The sequence below is a fragment of the Cellulomonas sp. A375-1 genome, assembly GCF_001040865.1.
In the GTDB taxonomy this organism is placed as follows: domain Bacteria; phylum Actinomycetota; class Actinomycetes; order Actinomycetales; family Cellulomonadaceae; genus Cellulomonas; species Cellulomonas gelida.
Map to the genome: position 1 here is coordinate 1 of NZ_LFKW01000009.1, position 21,961 is coordinate 21,961.

At 69.5% G+C, this 21,961-nt stretch carries 14 protein-coding genes; 9 read left to right on the forward strand and 5 right to left on the reverse strand.

Going from position 1 to position 21,961, the window contains the following annotated elements:
- The 5 genes from CWIS_RS00735 to CWIS_RS19150 all read right to left on the reverse strand — a co-directional run.
- The coding region (locus CWIS_RS00735; RefSeq protein WP_048341312.1) for a heat shock protein transcriptional repressor HspR at positions 1 to 410 on the reverse strand (410 nt) is incomplete at its 3' end.
- A gap of 61 nt (positions 411 to 471) precedes the next feature.
- Positions 472 to 1,443, reverse strand: coding sequence for a DnaJ C-terminal domain-containing protein (locus CWIS_RS00740; protein WP_048341313.1), 972 nt, complete (start codon positions 1,441 to 1,443; stop codon positions 472 to 474).
- Between the two features lie 34 nt (positions 1,444 to 1,477).
- Complete coding sequence (locus CWIS_RS00745; RefSeq protein ID WP_048341314.1) at positions 1,478 to 2,113, reverse strand: nucleotide exchange factor GrpE; 636 nt, start codon at positions 2,111 to 2,113, stop codon at positions 1,478 to 1,480.
- Complete coding sequence (gene dnaK, locus CWIS_RS00750) at positions 2,110 to 3,969, reverse strand: molecular chaperone DnaK (protein ID WP_048341315.1); 1,860 nt, start codon at positions 3,967 to 3,969, stop codon at positions 2,110 to 2,112. Before dnaK ends, CWIS_RS00745 begins: the two co-directional genes overlap by 4 nt.
- Before the next feature lie 208 nt (positions 3,970 to 4,177).
- Positions 4,178 to 4,396, reverse strand: a complete 219-nt coding sequence (locus CWIS_RS19150; RefSeq protein WP_053071475.1) for a response regulator transcription factor — start codon at positions 4,394 to 4,396, stop codon at positions 4,178 to 4,180.
- 239 nt (positions 4,397 to 4,635) lie between these two features.
- On the opposite strand from CWIS_RS19150, the gene CWIS_RS00760 reads away from it, so the two are divergent.
- The 9 genes from CWIS_RS00760 (at position 4,636) to CWIS_RS00800 (ending at position 21,607) form a co-directional block, all read left to right on the forward strand.
- Positions 4,636 to 9,306 carry a sacsin N-terminal ATP-binding-like domain-containing protein gene (locus CWIS_RS00760; protein WP_197080736.1) on the forward strand — a complete coding sequence of 1,557 codons (4,671 nt, stop codon included), beginning with the start codon at positions 4,636 to 4,638 and terminating at the stop codon, positions 9,304 to 9,306.
- Positions 9,303 to 10,820: an NERD domain-containing protein gene (locus CWIS_RS00765; RefSeq protein WP_048341316.1), complete on the forward strand. Its 1,518-nt coding sequence runs from the start codon at positions 9,303 to 9,305 to the stop codon at positions 10,818 to 10,820. The genes CWIS_RS00760 and CWIS_RS00765 overlap by 4 nt, the downstream gene beginning before the upstream one ends.
- On the forward strand, positions 10,817 to 13,990 hold the full coding sequence (locus tag CWIS_RS00770) for a helicase-related protein (protein ID WP_048341317.1): 3,174 nt from the start codon (positions 10,817 to 10,819) through the stop codon (positions 13,988 to 13,990). Before CWIS_RS00765 ends, CWIS_RS00770 begins: the two co-directional genes overlap by 4 nt.
- Positions 13,971 to 15,776 carry a DUF1998 domain-containing protein gene (gene drmB / locus CWIS_RS00775; protein WP_048341318.1) on the forward strand — a complete coding sequence of 602 codons (1,806 nt, stop codon included), beginning with the start codon at positions 13,971 to 13,973 and terminating at the stop codon, positions 15,774 to 15,776. Before CWIS_RS00770 ends, drmB begins: the two co-directional genes overlap by 20 nt.
- A gap of 181 nt (positions 15,777 to 15,957) precedes the next feature.
- Complete coding sequence (locus CWIS_RS00780) at positions 15,958 to 16,983, forward strand: NaeI family type II restriction endonuclease (RefSeq protein ID WP_053071476.1); 1,026 nt, start codon at positions 15,958 to 15,960, stop codon at positions 16,981 to 16,983.
- A 192-nt stretch (positions 16,984 to 17,175) separates the two neighbouring features.
- Positions 17,176 to 18,273, forward strand: coding sequence for a DNA cytosine methyltransferase (locus tag CWIS_RS00785; RefSeq protein ID WP_053071477.1), 1,098 nt, complete (start codon positions 17,176 to 17,178; stop codon positions 18,271 to 18,273).
- A 34-nt stretch (positions 18,274 to 18,307) separates the two neighbouring features.
- Entirely contained in the window at positions 18,308 to 18,721 is a 414-nt protein-coding gene (locus tag CWIS_RS00790) for a very short patch repair endonuclease (RefSeq protein WP_255352729.1), read from the forward strand.
- A gap of 525 nt (positions 18,722 to 19,246) precedes the next feature.
- On the forward strand, positions 19,247 to 21,130 hold the full coding sequence (locus CWIS_RS00795; RefSeq protein ID WP_082156113.1) for a DUF2075 domain-containing protein: 1,884 nt from the start codon (positions 19,247 to 19,249) through the stop codon (positions 21,128 to 21,130).
- A 93-nt stretch (positions 21,131 to 21,223) separates the two neighbouring features.
- Positions 21,224 to 21,607, forward strand: coding sequence for a glyoxalase/bleomycin resistance/extradiol dioxygenase family protein (locus tag CWIS_RS00800; RefSeq protein ID WP_048341320.1), 384 nt, complete (start codon positions 21,224 to 21,226; stop codon positions 21,605 to 21,607).
- Positions 21,608 to 21,961: the final 354 nt, after the last annotated feature.

The following is a 21,961-nucleotide window of genomic DNA, read 5'->3' on the forward strand; positions in this document are numbered from 1 at the left end:
AGGACCACCGCGGCCGCCGACGACGTGATCGCGCGCGGCGGCTGCGCGACTCGCGGCGTGCGGGGTGCGCGACGGGTCGCGACGACGTCGCCGCGCGGGTCGGCGGTGAACACGCGTCGGCCGGGCTCGACGAGCGAGCGCAGGTGGTCGACCTGTCGTTCGAGCCGGTCGACCTGCATCTCGAGCTCGAGGATCCGCTTGATCCCGGCGAGGTTGATGCCCTCGTCCTGCGACAGCCGCTGCACGGCGCGCAGCGTCACGACGTCGCGCATCGAATAGCGGCGTCCCCGCCCGGCGGTCCGGCGCGGCGAGACGAGCCCGAGCCGGTCGTACTGGCGCAGGGTCTGCGGGTGCATGCCCGCGAGCTCGGCGGCGCGCGAGATCACGAAGATCGGCGTGTCCTCGTTCATCGCACCCCCTCGCGTCGCGCGCCGCCCCCGCCTCGACCGAGTCCGACGACCAGCTGGGTCGTCACCGGCGCGCCTGGTCCATGAGGGACGCGCGGACGTCCTCACCGCTCGTCGCGATGCCGAACGCCTGGACCGCCTCGCGCGCCGCCTCCGACAGTCGCTGCGGCACGACGACCTGGACGGACACCATCAGGTCGCCCGCGTCCTTCGCGTCCTTGCCCGGCACGCCGCGCCCCTTGACGCGCAGCGTGCGGCCGGACGGGGTGCCCGCGGGCACCTTGACCCGGACCGTGTCGCCACTGAGGGTCGGCACGTCGACCGTGGCTCCTAGCGCGGCCTCGTCGAACGCGATCGGGACCGTGATCTTCAGGTTGCGACCGTCGAGCGAGAACACCGGGTGCGGCTTGACGTGCACCGTGACGACGAGGTCGCCCGCGGGTGCACCCGGCTCGCCCGGGCGGCCCTTGCCGCGCAGGCGGATCTTCTGCCCGTCGCGCACGCCGGCCGGGATCCGCGCGTTGACCGTGCGGTTCTCGACCTGCAGCGAGACGGTCGAGCCCTCGACGGCCTGCCGGAACGGCAGCTCGACCGCCGCGGCCAGGTCGACGCCCGGCTGCGGGCCCCGCTGGAACCCGCCGCCGAACATCCCGCCGAGGATGTCCTCGAAGCCGCCCGCCCCGCCCTGCGAGTACCGGACGCGGGTGTTGCCCCCGCCCGGCGCCCCGGCGCCGAACATGCCGCCGAGGATGTCCTCGAAACCGCCGGCGCCCCGACCGCCCGACGTGAACCGGGCACCGCCGGTCATCGCGCGGATCTGGTCGTACTGCTGGCGCTGCTCGGCGTCCGAGAGCACCGAGTAGGCCTCGCCGATGTCCTTGAACTGCGCCTCGGCCTTCGCGTCACCCGGGTTGTGGTCCGGGTGCTTCTCGCGCGCGAGCTTGCGGTAGGCCTTCTTGATGGTCGCCGCGTCGGCGTCCTTGGGGACGCCGAGAACCGCGTAGAAGTCCTTCTCCAACCAGTCCTGCCCGGTCACGGCGCCTCCTTCCTGCTCGTCGTCCTCGTCCTCGTCACCCCTCCGGGTCCACGACCGCGACCCGCGTCGCGCGCAGGATCCGGTCCTTCGTGCGGTAGCCCGGCTGCAGCACCATCTGCACGGTCGACGTGGTCACGTCGGCCGAGTGCGAGTGCATGAGCGCCTCGTGGATCGCGGGGTCGAACTCGTCGCCCGCGGCCCCGTAGCGCTCGACCCCGAACCGGCCGAGCGTCGTCTCGAGCTTCTCCGCGATCGACGCGAACGGACCCTCGGCGAGGTCGCCGTGCTGGCGGGCCAGCTCGATGTCGTCGAGCACCGGGATGAGCGCCTCGGCGACCGCGGCGACGCCACGGTCGTGCGCCGCGAGCGCGTCGGCCTTCGAGCGCTTCACGTACGCCGAGTACTGCTGCTCGAGGTTGTAGTACGCCGCGTTGGCGCGCTGCAGCTCCTCAAGCCGCTCGTCGGCGAGCTTCTGCGCGTCGGAGAGCCCCTCGGAGCCGGCCGCCGCGGCGGCCTCCGCCTCGGCGATCACGGCCTCCTCGGGCGTCGGCTGACGCACCTGGCCCGTCTCCGGGTCGATGCGGCGCTTGTCCGTGAAACGGGGCGTCTCCTCGTCGGAACCGCCCCCCGGGCCCTGCTCGGGCCCGGGGGTCGTCGGCTGGTCCGTCACTTCTTGTCGTCCTCGTCGTCGACGATCTCGGCGTCCACGACGTCCTCGTCGGACGAGGCGTCGGTGGCGTCAGCGGCCGGGGCGTCCGCCGGCGCGTCAGCCTGCGCCTGGCTGTAGATCGCCTCGCCGATCTTCTGCGCGGCGGTCGACAGCGCGGCCGTCTTGGCCTTCACGTCGTCGGCGTCCGTGCCCTCGAGCGACTTCTTGAGGTCGTCGACCTTGGACTGCACCTCGGTCTTGACGTCCTCGGGCAGCTTGTCCGCGTTGTCGACGAGCAGCTTCTCCGTGGAGTAGACGAGCTGCTCGGCGGAGTTGCGGGTCTCGGCGTCCTCGCGGCGCTTCTTGTCCTCGGCCGCGTGCTCCTCGGCCTCGCGCACCATGCGCTCGATGTCCTCCTTGGGGAGGGCCGAGCCGCCGGTGATCGTCATCGACTGCTCCTTGCCCGTGCCACGGTCCTTGGCGGACACGTGCACGATGCCGTTCGCGTCGATGTCGAACGTGACCTCGATCTGCGGGACGCCGCGCGGCGCCGGCGCGATGCCGGTCAGCTCGAACGTGCCCAGCGGCTTGTTGTCCCGCGCGAACTCACGCTCGCCCTGGAACACCTGGATCAGCACCGACGGCTGGTTGTCCTCGGCCGTCGAGAAGATCTCGCTGCGCTTCGTCGGGATGGCCGTGTTGCGCTCGATGAGCTTGGTCATCACGCCGCCCTTGGTCTCGATGCCGAGGCTCAGCGGGGTCACGTCGATCAGCAGGACGTCCTTGCGGTCGCCCTTCATGACACCGGCCTGCAGCGCGGCACCCACGGCGACGACCTCGTCGGGGTTGACGCCCTTGTTGGGCTCGCGACCGCCGGTCAGCTCCGTGACGACCTCGGTGACCGCGGGCATGCGGGTCGAGCCGCCGACGAGCACGACGTGGTCGATGTCGGAGAGCTTGATGCCCGCGTCGCGGATGACCGAGTTGAACGGCGCCTTGGTGCGGTCCAGCAGGTCCTTCGTCATCTCCTGGAACTTCGCCCGCGTGAGCTTGGTGTCCAGGTGGATCGGGCCGTTCTCGCTCATCGACAGGTACTGCAGCGAGATGTTGGTGCTGGTGGCCGACGAGAGCTCCTTCTTGGCCTGCTCCGCCGCCTCACGCAGCCGCTGCAGCGCGATCTTGTCCTTCGACAGGTCGACGCCGGACGAGTTCTTCACCTCGGTGACGAGGAAGTCGACGATCCGGTTGTCCCAGTCGTCGCCGCCGAGGCGGTTGTCGCCGGAGGTCGCGCGGACCTCGATCGTCGAGAAGCCGTCGTCGTCCTTGCCGACCTCCAGGAGGGACACGTCGAACGTGCCACCGCCGAGGTCGAAGACGAGGATGAGCTCGTCCTCCTTGCCCTTCTCCAGGCCGTAGGCGAGCGCGGCCGCCGTGGGCTCGTTGATGATGCGCAGGACGTTGAGGCCCGCGATCGCGCCCGCGTCCTTGGTCGCCTGGCGCTCGGCGTCGTTGAAGTACGCCGGGACCGTGATGACGGCCTCGGTGACGGGCTCGCCCAGGTACGCCTCGGCGTCACGCTTGAGCTTGCCGAGCACACGCGCCGAGATCTCCTGCGACGTGTACTTCTTGTCGTCGATGTCGACGGACCAGTCCGTGCCCATGTGGCGCTTGACGGACGTGATCGTGCGGTCGACGTTGGTGACGGCCTGGCGCTTGGCGATCTCGCCGACGAGGACCTCGCCGGTCTTGGAGAACGCCACGACCGACGGAGTCGTGCGCGACCCCTCCGCGTTGGCGATGACCGTGGGCTCGCCACCCTCGAGGACGGAGACGACGGAGTTCGTCGTGCCCAGGTCGATGCCGACTGCTCGTGCCATGTGTGGTGCCTTCTTTCGATCGTGATGCAGATGCACTGGACGCTCTTGAGTCCGCTGCGCTCAACCTTGCACCCGACCGCCGGGCCGTCGCAAGTTCGAGCAGCAAACTTGAGTCTGTCAGGCTCAACTCCGCGCCGAGCACAGTCATTCCCGCGGGTGGCGCTCAGTTCAGTAGGACGCGCGGACCGCCCGGAGTGCCGGGGCTCCGTCAGCTCGGGAGCAGGCCGCGTTCGCGTGCCACGGCGACGGCTTCGGTTCGGGACTGGACGCCGAGCTTGTCGTAGGCGTGGGCGAGGTGGGACTTCACGGTCGCGCGGGAGACGACGAGCTCGCGGGCGATGGCGTCGTTGGAGCGGCCGAGCGCGACCATGCGGAGGATCTCGAGCTCGCGCAGGGTGACCTGCTCGAAAGCCGAGCCCTGCTCCACCGGCGGTGACCGACCGAGCCACGCTCTCTCGACCGCTGGCGGCGCGGCGCACCGGGCATCCGCCACTTCACCCGCGTTCGGGACTCTCGGCAGGACCGCATGTCGGCGACTTCTGCCACAGTCGTGCGTGACGAACGGAGCGGTCGGAAGTGCATCAGGGGCGGCCACTGCGCCTCCTCCGGCGGCACTCGAAGGGGAGAGCTGTGGATCGAACGGCATGGGCGCCGGACAGCGGGCTGGTGGAGTACCTCCGCGGCCAGATGGAGGACACGCTCAGGTCGTACCACGCGAAGCCCGACCTGATCACCGAGCACGCGAACCACGAGGAGATCATCCGCGTCGGCGGGTACGCCAACCGGACGCTCCTCGAGCTGGTCCAGAACGCCGCTGACGCCATCGCCGGAAGCGACGACGGTGGTCCGCACGCGGGTCGCGTCGAGATCGTGCTCGACATCGACCGCGGCGTCCTCTACTGCGCCAACGCGGGGCGACCGTTCTCCAAGGATGGTCTTCGATCGATCACGATGGCGCACATCAGCGGCAAGCGCGGGGACGAGATCGGAAGGTTCGGCCTCGGCTTCAAGTCAGTGCTGGCCGTCTCTGACCGGCCGCAGGTGTTCAGCCGATCCGTGTCGTTCGAGTTCAACAGCCCATCGGCGCAGGCGGAGCTGGCTCACGCGGCGCCTGGCGCTCGCCGCTACCCGCTCCTGCGGACGGCCGTCGCCATCGACGCCGACCGGGAGTTCTCTGAAGACGCGATCCTCGCCGAACTCGGTGAGTGGGCTGCCACGGTCGTCCGGCTACCGGAGGCCAAGAAGCTCGAGCGGCTCCGGGACGAGATCGAGAACTTCGCGACGGAGTTTCTGCTCTTCGTAAGCGCGGTCCGTGAGGTGCGGCTCCGAATCCTCGGGTCGGATGGGCTCACGATCACCCACGTCTCGCGCGACCTCGGGAACGGTTTGCTCCGGATCGAGCGTCCGGACGGCGACGGGGACGAGTGGATCGTTCAGGACCGGATGCACGCGCCTTCCGCGCATGCGCGTAAGGAGGTCGGCGAGGCGGTATCCCGCTCGGAGGTGAAGGTCACTGTCGCGTTGCCACGCCGTCAATCGAGGCTCCGCATCGGACAGTTCTGGTCCTACTTCCCGCTGCAGGACCGCACCTCGGCGTCCGGGCTGTTCAACGCTCCCTGGAGCGTGAACGACGACCGAACGACGCTGCTCCGCAACGACTACAACCGCGAGATCCTGCAGACGATCGCAGATGCGTTCGTCGACCTGCTGCCCCGCGTGATCACGAGCGATGATCCCGCGGCGCACCTCGACTACATGCCAGCGCGTGGCAAGGCCCGAGAGACCTTCGGGTTCGGCGACGAGACCATGATCGCGCACGTCCGCGCAGCTGTGTCTCGCCGACCCCTCATTCCCGACGCGGACGGATCCCTGAGCTTCGGCCTGGACCTGCGCCCGCTGGACTTCGCCGTGAAGTTCGCCCCTGAAGTTCACGAGGGATGGGCACTGTCGCCCAACACGGGCAAGGACGTTCCGCACTGGCGCTGCTACTCGACGGACACCAGAGCGACCCGCCTCCGCGATCTGTTCATCGCCGGCATGGAGGACGACTTCGCGGTCGAGGGCTCGCGCGATCAGTTGCGGGCTCTCGAGAGGCTGCCCAAGCGGGGGCTTCTCGCCTGGCTGCGCGAATGGGCCGAGGGCACAGACCCCGTCTCCGCCGCCAATGCTCTGAAGACCGTGATGGGTCACAGGTCGCTCGAGTCGATCGAGCAGGCGAAGGTCATCCTGACGACCGACGGGCCCCGGGCGATCACCGACAGGGACCTCGTCTTCCTGCACCAAGAGGGCGACGTGCACCTCGACGGAGCGGTGTTCGTCGACCCCGACTTCCTCTCGCAGCCCGGGGTGGAGGCTCTGCTCAAGCAGGCGGGCTTCCGCGACATGGACCCCGAGACGGTTCTCAACGCGCGTGTGGCGGCGCTGCCGGATGCTCCCTCGCCGGCCGAGCTCGAGACGCTGTGGGAGGCGGTCCTCGACGTTCCCGTGCACGCCGCAGCCAAGATCCTCGAGCGGCACAGCACCAAGGTGAAGGTGCCCACCAAGGACGGAGCGTGGGCCCGGCCAGTGGGCGTCTTCGACATCCCGGAAGCCCTCGGAGGCGAGCTGGCGTCGAGGCTTCTCGACCGCGAGCGGTGCCTTCCGGAGGTTGCCCACCGCATCGGCGTGATCCAGGAGCCGGTGGCGAACTTCCTGGAGGAGCAAGAGCCGCTCCGCGATGACTATCGGGACTGGGTGCGGGCCCACCTCAACTCGAAGCTGGGGCCGGGTGACCGGGCCATCGAACGGATAGACCTCGAACCGGGCGAGGGCCCCGGTCCGTTCTCGGTCCTCCTCATGCTGCACAGGGCCGAGACGTCGCCTGCACTGCGGGAGCACTGGACAGTGGGCCTGATGGAGCTCGGCGACCGGCCGTGGATCTGTGAGGACGTCGACTCAGGCCGGACCTATGAGGTGCAGTCCCCGGCGCGCTGGGCGGTGGAGCACGCGGGCCTGGTGAGGACCACCCGGGGCTTCGCGGCACCCGGACAAGCCGCGCACCCGTCCCTCCTCCGGTTCGAAGCACTGCTTCCTCTGTTCCGCGGCTCCGGTCGGATTGCCGACGCGCTCGGGCTCCCTTCCGAGCTCGAGCGGGTTGCTCCAGAGGTTCTCAGGGCCTCCCTGGAGGCGCCGGTCTTCGCGGACACGATCGCTGACGCAACCCTCGTCGAGTTCATCCTCACCGCCGTACGCGTGGCTTTCCCGGACGGTGGGCGGCCGGTCAGCATCCCGGCGCACGTCGGCCGTGCGGTTGAGCCTCGTTCGCCGGAGACGGTCTACGTCGCCTCTTCGGAGGACGAGCGCAAGTACCTTGCGACGCGGGGACGGCCCTACCTGTTCGCCGAGGGAGCCCAAGTCGAGGCGCTCGTCGCCACGGTCGGCTGCAGGCGGTTCGAGGACAGCTTCGCCTTCTCGATGGTGATCGACGGTCTTCAGGCCGGCCAGCCGATCAAGGACGTCTTCACGGGCCTTCGCTCCGTTCACGTCGCCGAGGCCGTCGCCCACGCATCGATCGCGCGTGCCATGCAGATCGCCAAACGGGTCACGACGGAGGACGGCGTCGAGGACCAGCCGCTTGAGTGGTGGCTGGAGGGCAACGACCTCGTCATCAGGGATGACCTGCCCGAAGCCCGTGCGCTTGCGATCGTCAACGAGGCCTTCGGCCTCAGCCTGGACCACGCTGAGCTGGGCCGGGTCCAGATGGTGGGCCTCGGCCACCGGCTCGAGGGACTCCGGGCGGAGGCCAAAGCGGCAGCGACTGACGCCGAGCGTCTCGAGGTCTATTTCGGGCCTGACACCCTGCGCGAGGCGCTCCCCAAGGGGCTCTGGGGAGCCTTGGAGTCACAGGAGCTCGTCAACGACGACACGTCCCTAGGGGAGCTCTTCCTCACGGTCTACGGCACGGACTCGATCCACATGTTGGAGGATGCGTTCCGCGAAGAGGGCTTCCCTGACGTACCCACTAGGTGGGCCGGGGGGGACGCGACGATCTCCTGGCTCCGCAAGATGGGATTCGGTACCTCGTTCGCGGGACGGCGCGCAGAGCCGCAGGAAGACGAGTTCGTGGTCCCGGGAGCCGTTCGACTCAGCCCACTGCACGACTTTCAGACCGCGATCAGCGACGAGTTGCGCACGGTGCTCACCCAACGTGAAGCGGACGGCCGCGCCGGCAAAGCGATGGTCGAGCTCCCGACGGGCGCCGGCAAGACCCGCGTCGCCTCCGAGACGACGTTGCGGCTCTTCACGGAAGGAGCGCTTCGGGGCCCAGTGCTGTGGATCGCCCAGTCCCAGGAACTCTGCGAGCAGGCCGTCCAGACCTGGAGTGCGGTCTGGCGAGGGCTGCGCGACGAGCGTCCTCTCGGCATCGGGCGGCTCTGGGAGAACCACACGGTCCACGAACCCGAGACGGACTTCAGCGTGATCGTCGCCACGGACGCCAAGCTGGACCTCGTCCGGAGTAGTCGGGACTACGACTGGTTGGCGAACGCGACTGCCGTCTTCGTCGACGAAGCCCACCGCGCCGGAGACTCGGAGCGATACACCCGGATCCTGATCTGGCTCGGTGTGGCGGGCCGGGAGTGGGCCAGGCCGCTCGTCGGTCTTTCGGCGACGCCGTTCAAGGGCGGTAGCAGCGGGACCGACTCGCTCGCGGCGCGGTTCGGGAGGCGCAAGCTCGCCGCCTTCGACGAGGACCCCTACCGACAGCTCGCCGAGCGAAAGGTGCTCGCCCGCGTGGAGCACCAGGTGCTCCGGGGGATCGACGTGGCGCTGAGCCGTTCCGAGATCCATGACGCCAGGACCTTCAGGAAGGTCAGCGACACCGTCATGACGCGGATCGCCGAAGACCAAGCGCGAATGGCCGCACTGGTGGACCACATCACCCGCCAGGATGAGGACTGGCCGATCCTCGTCTTCACGCCGACGGTGCTCTCCGCGCAGGTGCTCGCTGCGACGCTTCGGTACCGCGGGCGGAATGCGGCGGCGGTGTCCGGAGAGACAGGGCGCCAGCGGCGACGCGAGGTGATCGCTGAGTTCAAGGCCGGCCGGATCCAGGTCCTGACCAACTGCGACCTCCTCACCCAGGGCTTCGACGCCCCTGGCGTCCGGGCCTTGTACATCGCCCGACCCACCTTCAGCCCCGGCGCCTACATCCAGATGGTGGGGCGCGGACTTCGTGGGCCGGCCAACGGCGGCAAGGAGGAGTGCCTGATCGTCGATCTCGTTGACAACTTCGGTGAAGTCAACGACTTTCTCGGGTACCGCGAGTACGAGACGTTCTGGCAGGAGCACCGCAGTTGATCCTCTCCCCCGACCTCGTCGACATCGAGCGCACAGCCACGAACGACGCGGAGCGCCGGGTGGCCCGCCTGCTCCGGGGCGTTGACGGCGATCCGGATGCCGTCGCCTTCCACTCGGTCAAGCTGCGCTCCCACGCCTACAAGCAACAGGCAGAGGCCGACTTCGTCGTCCTCTGGCGTGGAGTCGTCGTCGTCGTGGAGGTCAAGGGCGGCGGGGTGCGCAAACATGACGGCACCTGGTACTCGATCGACCGGCGTGACGAGTGGCATCGCCTGCCAAGTTCGCCGATGGAGCAAGCCAGGTCGGCCGCCTATGCGCTCCGCGACATCCTCACCGAGGAGGGGGTCGGCTGGTACGCGCACGAGGCGGTGGTCATCACACCCGACGTCGAGCCGCCGCCGCACTCGACGGAGTGGGCACCCACCCATTGGCTCGCGAAGGACGAGATGAGCACCGACGCCCTCCGGGCCGCTCTCGACACCGTCGCCGCCGGAGCGCGCCGGCCACCGACGGGCCGCAAACTTGCGCGGGCCGATGACCTGCGCGTCCGGCTCTTCGGAGAGTTCACCCGGATCCCTGTCATCGACGCACTTCGCGGGGCGGTCCTCGACGAGCAGAACCGCGCGACCGAGGCGCAGGCAAGGGTCCTCGCCACCCTCGCACGCAATCCCAGAGTGCTCGTGACGGGTGGTGCTGGGACGGGCAAGTCCGTGGTCCTCGCCGAGGCCGCCAAGCAGGACGCCGACCTCGGCCGTGCCACGCTGATCACCTACAGGTCGCCAGGCCTGTCCGCGTTCTTCGCACAGCGAGTCGCCGGCCGCGACATCCATCTCGTCGCCTTCGACGACCTGCCCGACGACCGCACGTTCGACTCCGTGTTCGTCGACGAGGCGCAGGACCTCATGAACGCCCAGGGGATGGACCGACTCGACGGCGTGATCCGCGGCGGCCGGTCCTCCGGCCGATGGCGGATGTTCCTCGACCCGAACAACCAGGCCCACGTGGACGGGGAGTTCGACGAGGACGTGCTCGCGCTGGTCGCGGACGAGGCGACGACCGTCGACCTGGACCTCAACGTCCGCAACACCAAGGCGATCGTCCACGTCGTGCAGGAGTACCTCGGCGCCGACATCGGCGACCCCGGCATCGTGCACGGCGAGAAGGTCCATTGGGTGGCCTCCACGAACGGCGGCCTGGCGGAAGCCGGTGAGCTAGCCAGCAGGTTGGTGGCGGACGGGGTGAGGCGCGACAACATCTGGATCGTCGACGTCGGGTCCACCGCCGCCCCTCTCCGCAATGAGCGTGGCGTGCTCGTCACCAACCCCAGGCATGCCAAGGGCCTCGAGGCGGAGCACGTCATCGTGTGCGGACTGCCCGAGGTCTTCGATGCCCGGGGCACGGCAGCGCTCTACGTCGCGGTCACGAGGGCTCGCGTGGCCCTGCACGTAGTTGCCTCGGACCCGGAGATGGCGCGGCTCAAGGATCTCGTCCGACGGAGGATGGTGGCGGAGTGACGCTCACGGCGGAACAGGCGGCGGCACTGGCCCATCTACGTGGCGCGTACGTCGGCCCGGAGGGAGGGCCGGAGGAGGTCGTGGAGAACCCGCCGAACCTGCGGTACTCCGTCGGAATCCTCTTCCCCCGGGAGGTGCCGGACCATCCGGACACGAGCCCGGAACCCGAGGTCGATGCGGACGTGCCCGGATCCGACGTTGAGGAGGACGGTGCGGGAGTCCCCCTCGCCGAGGACTGGCGCCCGTCGTCGGTGGCGATCTCGTTCGTCACGGACGGCACATCCGTCCTGTGCGATCTCACCGGAGCCACCTACGAGGACGTCCGTGGCGACGGGCCTCCGGCTTGGCAGCGACACCCCTTCGAGATCCGAGCCCTCGAACTCTCCGACGCCCGCCCGCCCGAGACGCTCACGGTAGGCGGTGTGCCCGTCGAGATCGGCGCCCGGTGGCGGACCTACCGGTCGGGGCGCCTCGTGACGGTTCATGCCAGGGTCCTCTCGACCTCGCTCGGAGACGACCGTCTCGACGTGCCCCTGACCTTGTTCCAGGTTGCACTGTCGGTCACGGCCGCGCCCGGCCACCGCTTCCTCGAGTACGACGTGAGGCGCTCGCTGGACATCGACGAGGAGTCGGCGGAGCTGCGCGTCCGGTACCGCAACCGGAAGGTGTACGCGGTCGGCCACGGGATGGCCGCAGATTGGGAACTCATCGGGTCCGACTGCTCGAAGGTGTTCCTCGACCCGGTGCCGGCGTTCGTGGTACCGGCGGTCGAAGTGACAGGGTTCCGCCCGGCCACGGCCGAGGACCAGGCCCTGGAACTGAAACACCTGGCTCGGATCGACACCGAGCCGGGCGCAGTCCTTCCTTCCCTGGACGCCTTCCTGCGTGCCTTCGAGAAGTGGGTCGAGGCAGAAGAACTACGTGCCGACGCCCTTGGCGACGACGCACCTGTCGCCCGCACGATCGCCGATCGCGCGCGGACGACCGCCAGCCGGATGAGTGAGGGGGTCGAGCTATTGCGCGCCCCCGAGAATGCGCTCCATCGCACGGCGTTCGCGCTCGGCATGGCGGCGATGCGCCTGCAGATGCTCCAGGCGATGGCGCAGCGTGGCGACGAACCTCGCGAGCCCCGCTGGCGGCCCTTCCAATTGGGGTTCCTGCTGGTCGCGCTCGCCTCGACCCTCGACGACGACCACGACGACCGACAACTCGTGGACCTCATCTGGTTCCCCACCGGTGGCGGGAAGACCGAGGCCTACCTCGCCCTCGCCGCCACGGAGGTCTTCCGGCGGCGACTCGAGCACGGGACAGCTGGGGCGGGCACCGCCGTGATCACCCGGTACACCCTCCGGTTGCTCACTGCACAACAGTTCCAGCGGACAGCGGCTCTCGTCTGCGCGATGGAGCTCCTCAGACGGCCCGGCCGGTTGCACGACACGCGAGTCAAGGGAATGCCGCGCTTCACCATCGGTCTCTGGGTGGGCAACCAGGTGACGCCAGGGACCCGCGCCGAGGCCAAGGGCGCATTGGACAGACTGCACAAGGCGGCGCGGCCCGACGAAGCGAACCAGTTCCAGATCGAGAGTTGCCCCTGGTGCGGCGCCCCGCTCCTGCCGCCGAAGCACTCGACCGATCGAACGCTCTACGGGCTGCGCCTCGACGGCCACGACACCGTCATCCACTGCACGGACCAGGCATGCCCGTTCGCCGACGAGCTACCCGTCGCGGTTGTGGACGAGGTCATCTACGACGACCCGCCGACGCTTGTGCTTGCCACTGTGGACAAGTTCGCGCGCCTCCAGTTCCGACCGGAGGCCGGGCGCATCCTCGGCATCGGGACGCCCTACCGCCAGCCTTCCCTGGTCATCCAGGACGAGCTGCACCTCCTCTCCGGGCCGCTCGGCACCACCGTGGCTGTCTTCGACTCCGTCATCCAGGTGCTCCTCTCCCGCGGCGGCTCGAGGCCGAAGATCGTCGCCTCGACCGCCACCATCCGGTCGTCCGCGGAGCAGGTCTCCGGGCTCTACGGGCGACCGGTCAGCCTCTACCCTCCAGCCGGTATCGACGACGACCAGACCTTCTTCTCCCGACCCGTCGCGACGGGCGAGGGAAGGCTCTACGTAGGCCTCATGCCGCAGTCGACCTCGCAGGCTTCGGCCCTGGTGGCCGCTGCTTCACCACTCCTCGAGCTTCCCGGAGCGTTGTCACGCGCGGCCGGTACCAACAGCTCCAAGGACGCCTACTGGACGGCCGTCCTCTATCACAACAGTCTCCGAGAGCTCGGCCGCTCCGGCGCCCTCGTCGCCGATGACGTGAACGCACGGCTTGAGGCACGCGCCGGGCGACTCGGGCTGGAACCGCGGGTCGTCAGAGCGGACCGAGTGGTCGAACTCACCAGCCGACAAGAGGCCGAAGAACTTCCGAAGCACCTGCGGGCGCTCAGCCGCAGCGCCGACGAGTCGGACTCGGCCGTGGACGTGGTCCTGTCCTCCAACATGCTGTCCGTCGGAATCGACGTGCCTCGCTTGAGCCTCATGCTGATGGTGGGCCAGCCGAAGACGACGGCCGAGTACATCCAGGCGACCAGTCGGGTGGGGCGCGGCGCCGTGCGCGGTCTCGTCGTCACCCTGTTCAGATCCAACCGCGCGCGCGACCGTTCCCACTTCGAGACGTTCCGCGCCTACCACGAGGCCCTCTACCGGAGCGTCGAGCCGACGAGCGTGACGCCATGGTCGGTGTCCTCACGCGCCCGATCACTCGCAGGCGCGATCGTCGCGGCGCTTCGACAGTCGGTCCCCGCTCTCGCTGCGAACGACGCGGCCGGCAGGTTCGACCTCAGTGACGTCCACCTCCAGCCGGCAATCAACGCCGTGCTCGATCCATTGCTCGATCTCGTCCGACGCGCCGACCCAACCGAGGCGGACGAAACCGAGGACGAGTTGCGATCACTCATTCGCGATTGGGACAGGCGCGCAGCCGCGTCCCGTGAGTCCGGGACGCCCCTGCTGTACGACCGGCGGAAGGCTGACGATCTGGGACTGCTCAAGCGCTTCGGCCAACAGGGCGAAGGTTGGCTGGTCGCCGACTCGATGCGTTCGGTCGATCCCAACGTCGCGGTCGAGGTTCACGAGCCGATGGAGGAGGTCCCCGGTGGAACGCATTCAGCATGAGTTGCGCCTGTCCGAGACGGTCTTGCCCTTCGGTGTCGGGGCGATCGTGGATGTGCGGGGCGAGTCCCTCATCGCTCCCGATACGTCGTGGTGGGACAAGAAGTCCGCACCCGAAATCAGCTGCCCCCGGCTCGTCGACCGACTCGGAGGCGGGGTGCTCCGGCAAGCCCCTGCCCACGCCGACCGGGCCAGCAAGGACACCGCCAGCCTCCTCTACTGGCGTTTCCCGGCGTGGCGGTTCTGCGAGCGGTGTGGCGCGCTCTCCAAGTTGACCGGGAAGGACAAGGGCCGCTGGCGTAACCGTTGCGAATGCGGCGGCGGACTCGTCCCCATGCGGTACGTAGCTGTGTGCACCCAAGGCAGTCACATCCAGGACATCCCCTGGTTCATGTGGGCGCACCGCGGTCACGACGACGGCGTGACCGAGGCGGTCCGCTTCTGCCGGGCCTACAAGGAACTCCGCTTCGTGCGCTCGACCAAGCACGGTGAAGGGCTCGCCTCACTCCGGGTCGTCTGCGGGGGCTGCAACCGCTCGCGCGCTCTTTCCCAGCTCCTCGGTCGGGACGCGCTCCTGCGGGACGGCATCAAGTGTGACGGCAGGCAACCGTGGCAGGAAGAGCACGAGGGCGTGGCCTGTGAGCGCCGACTCGTCGCTACCCAGCGCGGCGCGACGGGCAACTACATCGCCGAGCGGCTCGCCGCACTGGACATCCCTGAGGAACGTCCCCAGTCGGAGGAGCTGGCAGCGAGGATCCGCAACCACGCGTTCTTCGCGAAGGTCGTGTCCGACAACGGGGGACCGCAGGCCGAGTTGGTGGCGGGCTGGATCGCGGCCGATCTGGGCACCACCCCCGAGGAGGTGCTCCGCGTTGCCTCCACCGCTGACGAGGACAGCCCGCCTCTGCTGGACCTGAAGGACGGCGAGTGGGCGGCATTCCAGAAGAAGCTCGGATCAGGAAGGGATCGGAGCGCGGGAGACTTCGTCGTCGACGGGTGGGGCGTCGAACCGCTGCCAGCAGTCCCGCGCTCGCTCACCGCTCGGCTGACAGCGGTGGGACAGGTTCGCCGGGTTCGGGAGGTGCGGGCGCTCCGGGGCTTCCGCCGGCACGATGCTGAGGCCGACTTCGTTCCGGCCGACCTGGACCGTGCGCCGCATCACAGCCCCGTGTACCCGACGGTCGAGATGTTCGGGGAAGGCATCTTCCTCCGGTTCGACGAGGCCGAGACCTCGGCCTGGGAAGCGCTCCCCGAGGTTCGCCAGCGCGCAGCGATCCTCATGGATCGGCGTGCCGCCAGTCCCTGGGCCCAGCGGCTCGACGCACCCGAGCCGCGATTCGTCGCGTTGCACACGCTCGCCCATCTGCTGATCAGGAGGCTCGCGTTCGAGAGCGGGTACGCGTCTGCCGCGCTGCAGGAGCGCATCTACGCCAACTCCGAGCGGAGCGACAAGACGGCTGGCTTGCTCATTTACACGGCATCTGGCGACGCCCAAGGGACGCTGGGAGGGCTGGTCCGGCTCGGGCACCCGAAGAAGCTGCTGCCTCTGGTCCTGGCTGCCCTCGACGACGCCGACGTCTGCTCGAACGACCCGGTGTGCATCGAGAGCGACCGACAGGGCTCCTCACAGCTGAACCTCTCCGCTTGCCACGGCTGCAGCCTCGTGAGCGAGACCTCGTGCGAGACCGCGAACAGGCTGCTCGATCGGCAGTTGCTTCTCGGGGGCTCGACGGTCCCAGGCTTCCTGGAGCAGGCGCTGCGGGACCTTCACGGCACCGGCCAGTTCTGAGGTCCAACATACGGCGATACCCGGCGCGCGGTGCGCACGCGCGGGGCCGAGGCCCCCGGGCGTGGTGCTTGATGGCTACCGCTTGAGAATGGGTGGTTCTTCAGATGCTAAGCGCCGGGAGCGGGGGGCAGGATCATCTCCTTGGGGTCGGCTCGGGGATGGCACTCGCTATGCTGCCGGTGTGCGAGGCGGCGGCGACGGCGAGTCGCTGTTCGAGCTGCCCGATGTCCCGGGCGCCGCGCCGGAGGGGCCCGACCTCGAGCGCTTCATCCAGCAGGTTCCGGACCCGGAGGACGATCACGCGCTCCGGGAAGTGGCGCAGTGGTTCCTCGAGCAGGACCCGTACGGCGAGCGCTTCGCGACGGTGCTTCGCGAGTCGCTCGACCAGGTCCTCGACGGCCCTCGCACCATGCGGTTCCGCTACGCCGACCTCCGGAAGACGGAGAAGACGCATGTCGGCACCATCGTAGAGATCAACCTCGGCAAGGAGTTCGACCTGGACGACGGGGTCGCGATGGACTACCGAGTCGCAGGTCACGAGGTCGACTGCAAGTACTCGATGTTCTTCGGTGGCTGGGAGCTCCCTCTGGAGTCACTCGGGCACCTGGTTCTGCTGACTTGGGCGGACGACGGCGCCAGCCGGTGGTCTGCCGGGCTCTGGCGGGTCGACCCTCGCCACCTCGGCCGAGGAGCCGGTAACCGGGACCGCAAGAAGAAGATGCTGAAGTCCGGACACGAGCGGGTCAGATGGCTCTGGCGGGACCGCGACCTCCCGGAGAATCTCCTGCTTCACCTGCAACCGGCCGTCGTCGAACGCATCTTCGCCCCGAGGAGCGGCCAACAGCGCATCAACGAGCTGTTCCGGTCGGTGCAGCACCGCGCCATTCGCCGTGACGTGGTCCTGACCGTCGCGCAGCAGAAGGACGGTCCGCGACGTGCCCGCATGGCGCGCGAGACGAAGTACCTCGGCGGTGAAGGCATCATCGTGCTTGGCCACTATGAATGGGATGTCGCCGTCGCCCGTGCGCTCGGACTGCCCGTGCCCAGGAGCGGCGAGTGGGTCTCGGCGCGCGTTGCACCGGCCGAAGCCCCGGGGGCGTCGACCTTCGAGGCGGGAGGCGTCTCGTGGCGCCTCGCCGATCCGGACGAGTGGGTAGCGCCAGCCCCGAGGGTTCCGCGCAGCCGCGCGCTCGGCGAGACGGACTGAACCGCGCTGAACTTACTCCGTCAGGCGAGATCCACACCCCTCACGAGGCCCGCCGGTCAACAGGAGCGCGTCGCGTTTCGGGTGACGGCGGGCGACCGTGGATGATGTGTCGGAGGCGGCTGCTTGAATCCCCTCAGCGTGCGCGGCCCGTCCGGGCGGGCGGCAATGTGTACCGGGCGACGGAGGACCACGATGAGAGAACTGCGCACCCTGGACCTCTTCGCGGGTGCCGGTGGACTGTCGCTCGGCTTCGAACTGGCCGGCGTCGGCTTCCGTCCGACGTTCGCCGTCGAGATCGATGAGGCGGCCGCCAGCACTTACAAGCGCCACTTCGGGACACCCGTCTACGCCGGGCCGATCGAGGACCTCGAAGAGTTCGAGCCCGCGGAGGTCATCATCGGCGGACCGCCGTGCCAGGGGTTCTCGCCCCTGGGTCGCGACCGCGATGACGCCAGCCGGGCCGAGATGAACGAGCTCTGGCGCCACTACCTGCGCGCCGTGCGGCAGGTCAAGCCGAAGGCGTTCGTCATCGAGAACGTTCCCGAGTTTCAGCGTTCCGCCCAGTTCGCCCACCTCCTCCAGCTGATGGCGACCGACGAGGATCTGAGTCCCTACAGCTACGGCTTCGGCGTTCTGAACGCCGCCGACTACGGCGTGCCCCAGCGTCGGCGGCGCGGCATCTTTGTGGCCGTCCGTGCGGGCGGCGACCTGGAGACGGGGCCGAACCTGCCGTGGCCGCCACGACCCACGAACGGGCCCGACAGCCCCGGAGCCATCCCGTACCGCACGGTTCGCCAGGCGTTCGAAGGGCTGGAACCGATGCCGGAGGCGACGGACGTGGGCCTCGATGACGAGAACCGCCAGAATCTCCACTTTCGACGCCAGCCCCGTCCGATGTCGATCGAGCGCTACATGGCCATCCCCGAGGGCGGGAACCGCTTCGACCTCGCGAGGAACCGCTGGGACATCACTCCTGACTGCTGGCGCAACAAGCCGACCGGTACGACGGACGTGATGGGCCGACTGTGGTGGGACCGTCCATCGGTCACGATCAGGACCGAGTTCTTCAAGCCGGAGAAGGGTCGCTACCTCCACCCGGACGAGCACCGCCCGATCACCCACCGCGAGGCTACGCGCATCCAGAGCTTCCCCGACAGCTTCGAGTTCGACGGCACCAAGACCGAGATCGCCAGGCAGATCGGGAACGCCGTCCCGCCGTTGCTCGCCAAGGCCATCGCTCTCCATGTGTTCGAGCAGATCGAGCGCGCGGAGTCGTCCTCGAAGTCTTGACGTGACCGGGCGCCCGGTGCCGAGCTCGGCGGGTGTGTCTGCACGCATGAGCAGGCATCCCAGGCGGGACACCGGGCCGGAACTTGCGCTGCGACGCCTGCTGCACGCCGCGGGGTACCGCTACCGCGTCCAGTACCCCGTTCCCGGCCTTCCTCGACGATCGATCGACATCGCCTTCACGCGTGCGAAGGTCGCCGTGTTCATCGACGGCTGCTTCTGGCATGGATGTCCCGATCACGGTCAGGTGCCCACGGCCAACAACGCTTGGTGGATCGCCAAGCTCGAACGAAATCGAGAGCGCGACGCGGTGACCACGGCTCACTTGGAGCACCTTGGCTGGGCGGTCCTCCGGATCTGGGAACACATGTCGCCACAGGATGCCTTCACTGAAACCAGCCGCCTGGTTCCTCTGGGTCATGGCGTTGGTGACCTCGGAGCGGAGGCCTAAGGCCGGGGGTGGCTCCTGGCGACGGTGTGAGGCGTCACCCGGCAGCCCGGGGGCACGCTGGTCGTCCTTCGGCAGGACGGTTTGCTCGATGGGCCAGCCCGCAGGTGCCGCCGTCGCCGGATGCCGGGTCCGAGCGCCGGCGCGGTGGGGTTGAGCGGCAGCGCACCAGGACCGCCTTCCTCGCAGGCACTCGCCCGCTGTACGCGCCGCGTCCGGTGGGCAGGCTCGCAGACGACCGTGCGGGTGGACGGTCGAGACGGCGTGACTAAGGGGCGGTCGACACTGACGTCCTGCATCGCATCTCCTGGGAGGTGCCGCTCCTGGCGAGGCGCGCACGGGACCGTCACCGGTCCACGTCGATGACCGTCCTCGCAGCCCCAGCACATCCTCTGACGTCCCCGCTAGAGTCCCCCCCCGTAAGCGGCCCGACGGACTTCCGCCCCGCGCTCTGCGCCCGCGGCGGACATGTCCCCTCCGCACGATCCTTCGTGCTGCCAGGGGACGATCTCGGTGGGCTTGAACCGGATGAGCGCCGACGCGCTCGCCGCCATGACGGACAGCGACTCCTCGGAGATCGAGCGCGTGCTCGCGGACCATCTCTTCCAGGCGGGTGTCGCAGTCCCGGGCATGGGCGAGCGGCGGTCGTGGCGGAGCAGCCTGCCGGTGCTCGCGCGGGACCTGCGTGACGCCGGGCTGGGCAGGGTCGAGGTGATCCTCGAGCATCGCCTGCCGTTGAGCAGCAAGCGCGCGGACGTGGTGCTGGCCGGGGTGCACCCGCGGACCGGCGCGCCGTCGTACGTGGTGGTCGAGCTCAAGCAGTGGGGCACGGCCGTGCGCTGGGAGACCAGCGACTCGCTCGTCGAGGTGGAAGGCGCTCCCTACCGGCCGTCGCTGCACCCGTCGCTGCAGGTCGCGGGGTACGTCGACTACCTGCAGGACTTCACGGCGTCGCTCGCCGACGGCCACGCGTCGGTGACCGGTGTGGCCTACCTGCACAACGCGACGGACTACGGGGTGGAGGACCTGCGGGCGATGCCTGCGTCGTCGTCCGCCCGGCTCGTCACGGGCCAGCGGCGCGGCGAGCTGCACGATCTGCTGCGGCGTCTGCTCGCACCGGAGCCTGGGGTCCACGCCGCCGACGAGCTCCTCGGCTCGGCGATCCGCCCGTCGCGGCAGCTGCTCAGCGTCGCGGCCGCCGAGATCCGCGAGCGCGAGCAGTTCGTCCTCCTCGACGAGCAGCGCGTCGCCTACGAGATGGTGCTGGCGGCCGTCGACGAGGCGCGGTCGTCGGACACGAAGACGGTGGTCGTCGTGGCCGGTGGCCCCGGCAGCGGCAAGAGCGTGATCGCACTGTCGCTTCTGGGCGAGCTGGCTCGCCAGGGTCGCACGGTGCTGCACGCGACCGGCTCGCGGTCGTTCACGCAGACCTTGCGCCAGGTGGCCGGCAAGGGTTCGACCCGGACCAAGAGCCTGTTCATGTACTTCAACAGCTTCATGACCGCGGAGAAGAACGGGCTGGACGTGCTCATCCTCGACGAGGCACACCGCCTCCGGGAGAAGTCCGTCAACCGGTACACGCCCAAGACGTTGCGTGAGCGTGCGCGCGCTCAGGTCGACGAGCTCCTCGACGCCGCCCGCGTCCCCGTCTTCCTGCTCGACCAGCACCAGGTGGTGCGCCCGGGCGAGCTGGGAAGCGTTCCGGAGATCGAGCAGGCCGCCCGCGCGCGGGGCCTCACCGTGCGGCACGTCGACCTGGGGGCGCAGTTCCGCGCCGGAGGCAGCGAGCGCTACGTCGAGTGGGTGCAGCGGCTGCTCGGGCTGCACGGCGACGGACCCGTTGCCTCGGCGGACGAGCCGGGCTTCCGTGTCGACGTCGTCGACACGCCGCACGAGCTCGAGGCCCGGCTGCGCACGTACCAGGACGCCGGCTCCAAGGCGCGTATGACCGCCGGCTACTGCTGGCGCTGGAGCGACCCGCGACCTGACGGCACCCTGGTCCCCGACGTCCAGATCGGCGACTGGTCACGCCCGTGGAACCTCAAAGGCGACCGCGCCACCGGCGGGGCACCGCCGTCGTCGCTGTGGGCCACCGACCCCGCCGGCTTCGGGCAGGTCGGCTGCGTCTACACGGCCCAGGGCTTCGAGTACGACTGGAACGGCGTGATTCTTGGCCCCGACCTGGTGTGGCGCGACGGCAGGTTCGTCGCCCGGCGGGACCAGAACCGCGACCCCGACTTCCGCAGCAGGACGAGCGTGGACGACGCCACCTTCGACCGCCTGGTGCGGCACGTCTACAAGGTGCTGCTCACCCGCGGGATGGTCGGCACGCTGCTGTACTCGCCGGACGAGGAGACCCGCGACGCGTTGCGCGAGCTCGTCAACCGGCCCGGGGGCCCGCCTGGCAGGTGACACGCCCGTGGCCCGTCTGGACCGACCGGCGTGGGCTCCCCTGGAGGTCTGCACAACCGGGCGGTTCGCCCGCCGCGCGGCTACGGCGGCGGGGTGCTGACGAACCGCTCCGCACCGGACGCGCGGGTCGCGCCCGTGCTGATCGTCGCCGACGTCCGCGCGGCGGTCGCCTGGTACGCCGAGGTGCTCGGCTTCGTCGAGCACGTCCGCATCGGCGAGGGCCACCGCGCCCAGCTCGGGCTCCCGGACGGCCCAGCGGCCGACCTCGTCGTCGCCGAGGAGCGCCCCGGCCGCCGTGTCCCGGATCCCGACCGCCGCTCCCACCAGGTCATGCTCAAGGTCGACGATGCGGACGCGGTCCTCGCGCGGGCGCTCGCCCGCGGAGCCGTCCTGGTGGACCCGTCGCACGACTGGGAGTACGGCGAGAGCCAGGCCACGCTGAACGACCCGTTCGGCCACCAGTGGGTGCTCACCTAGACGCTCGCGGACGTCGCGCCCGAGCAGTGGGGCGCACGCTCCGTGGCCCCGCGCTCGCAATAAGGTCCCCGTCAGCGCGGGTCCCGCCGTCGGGCGACGGCGACGACCGCCTCGAGGCACCGAGTGTGCCTGACCGAGCGTCCTGCGCTCGGCGCGTGGCCAAGCGCTCCTGGTGATTGATCCTCGCCGCCGTACCACGACCGCAAGCTGGCGGCCCGGGCCGTCGACGACAGACGCGCTGAGTGGCGGGCCAGTTCGTGCGCGTCCCGAGCGCTGTTCTTGGCAAGCATCGAGGCGTTCGCGGTCGGCGCGCTGGTCACGTCCGACGACCCGCCGTGGTGGCTGTGGCGGGGG

Bases quoted from the DNA above. Each gene is read 5' to 3' on its own strand.
- dnaK (WP_048341315.1), bottom strand. From the start codon at position 3,969: ATGGCACGAGCAGTCGGCATCGACCTGGGCACGACGAACTCCGTCGTC.
- CWIS_RS00785 (WP_053071477.1), top strand. From the start codon at position 17,176: ATGAGAGAACTGCGCACCCTGGACCTCTTCGCGGGTGCCGGTGGACTG.
- CWIS_RS00795 (WP_082156113.1), top strand. From the start codon at position 19,247: ATGAGCGCCGACGCGCTCGCCGCCATGACGGACAGCGACTCCTCGGAG.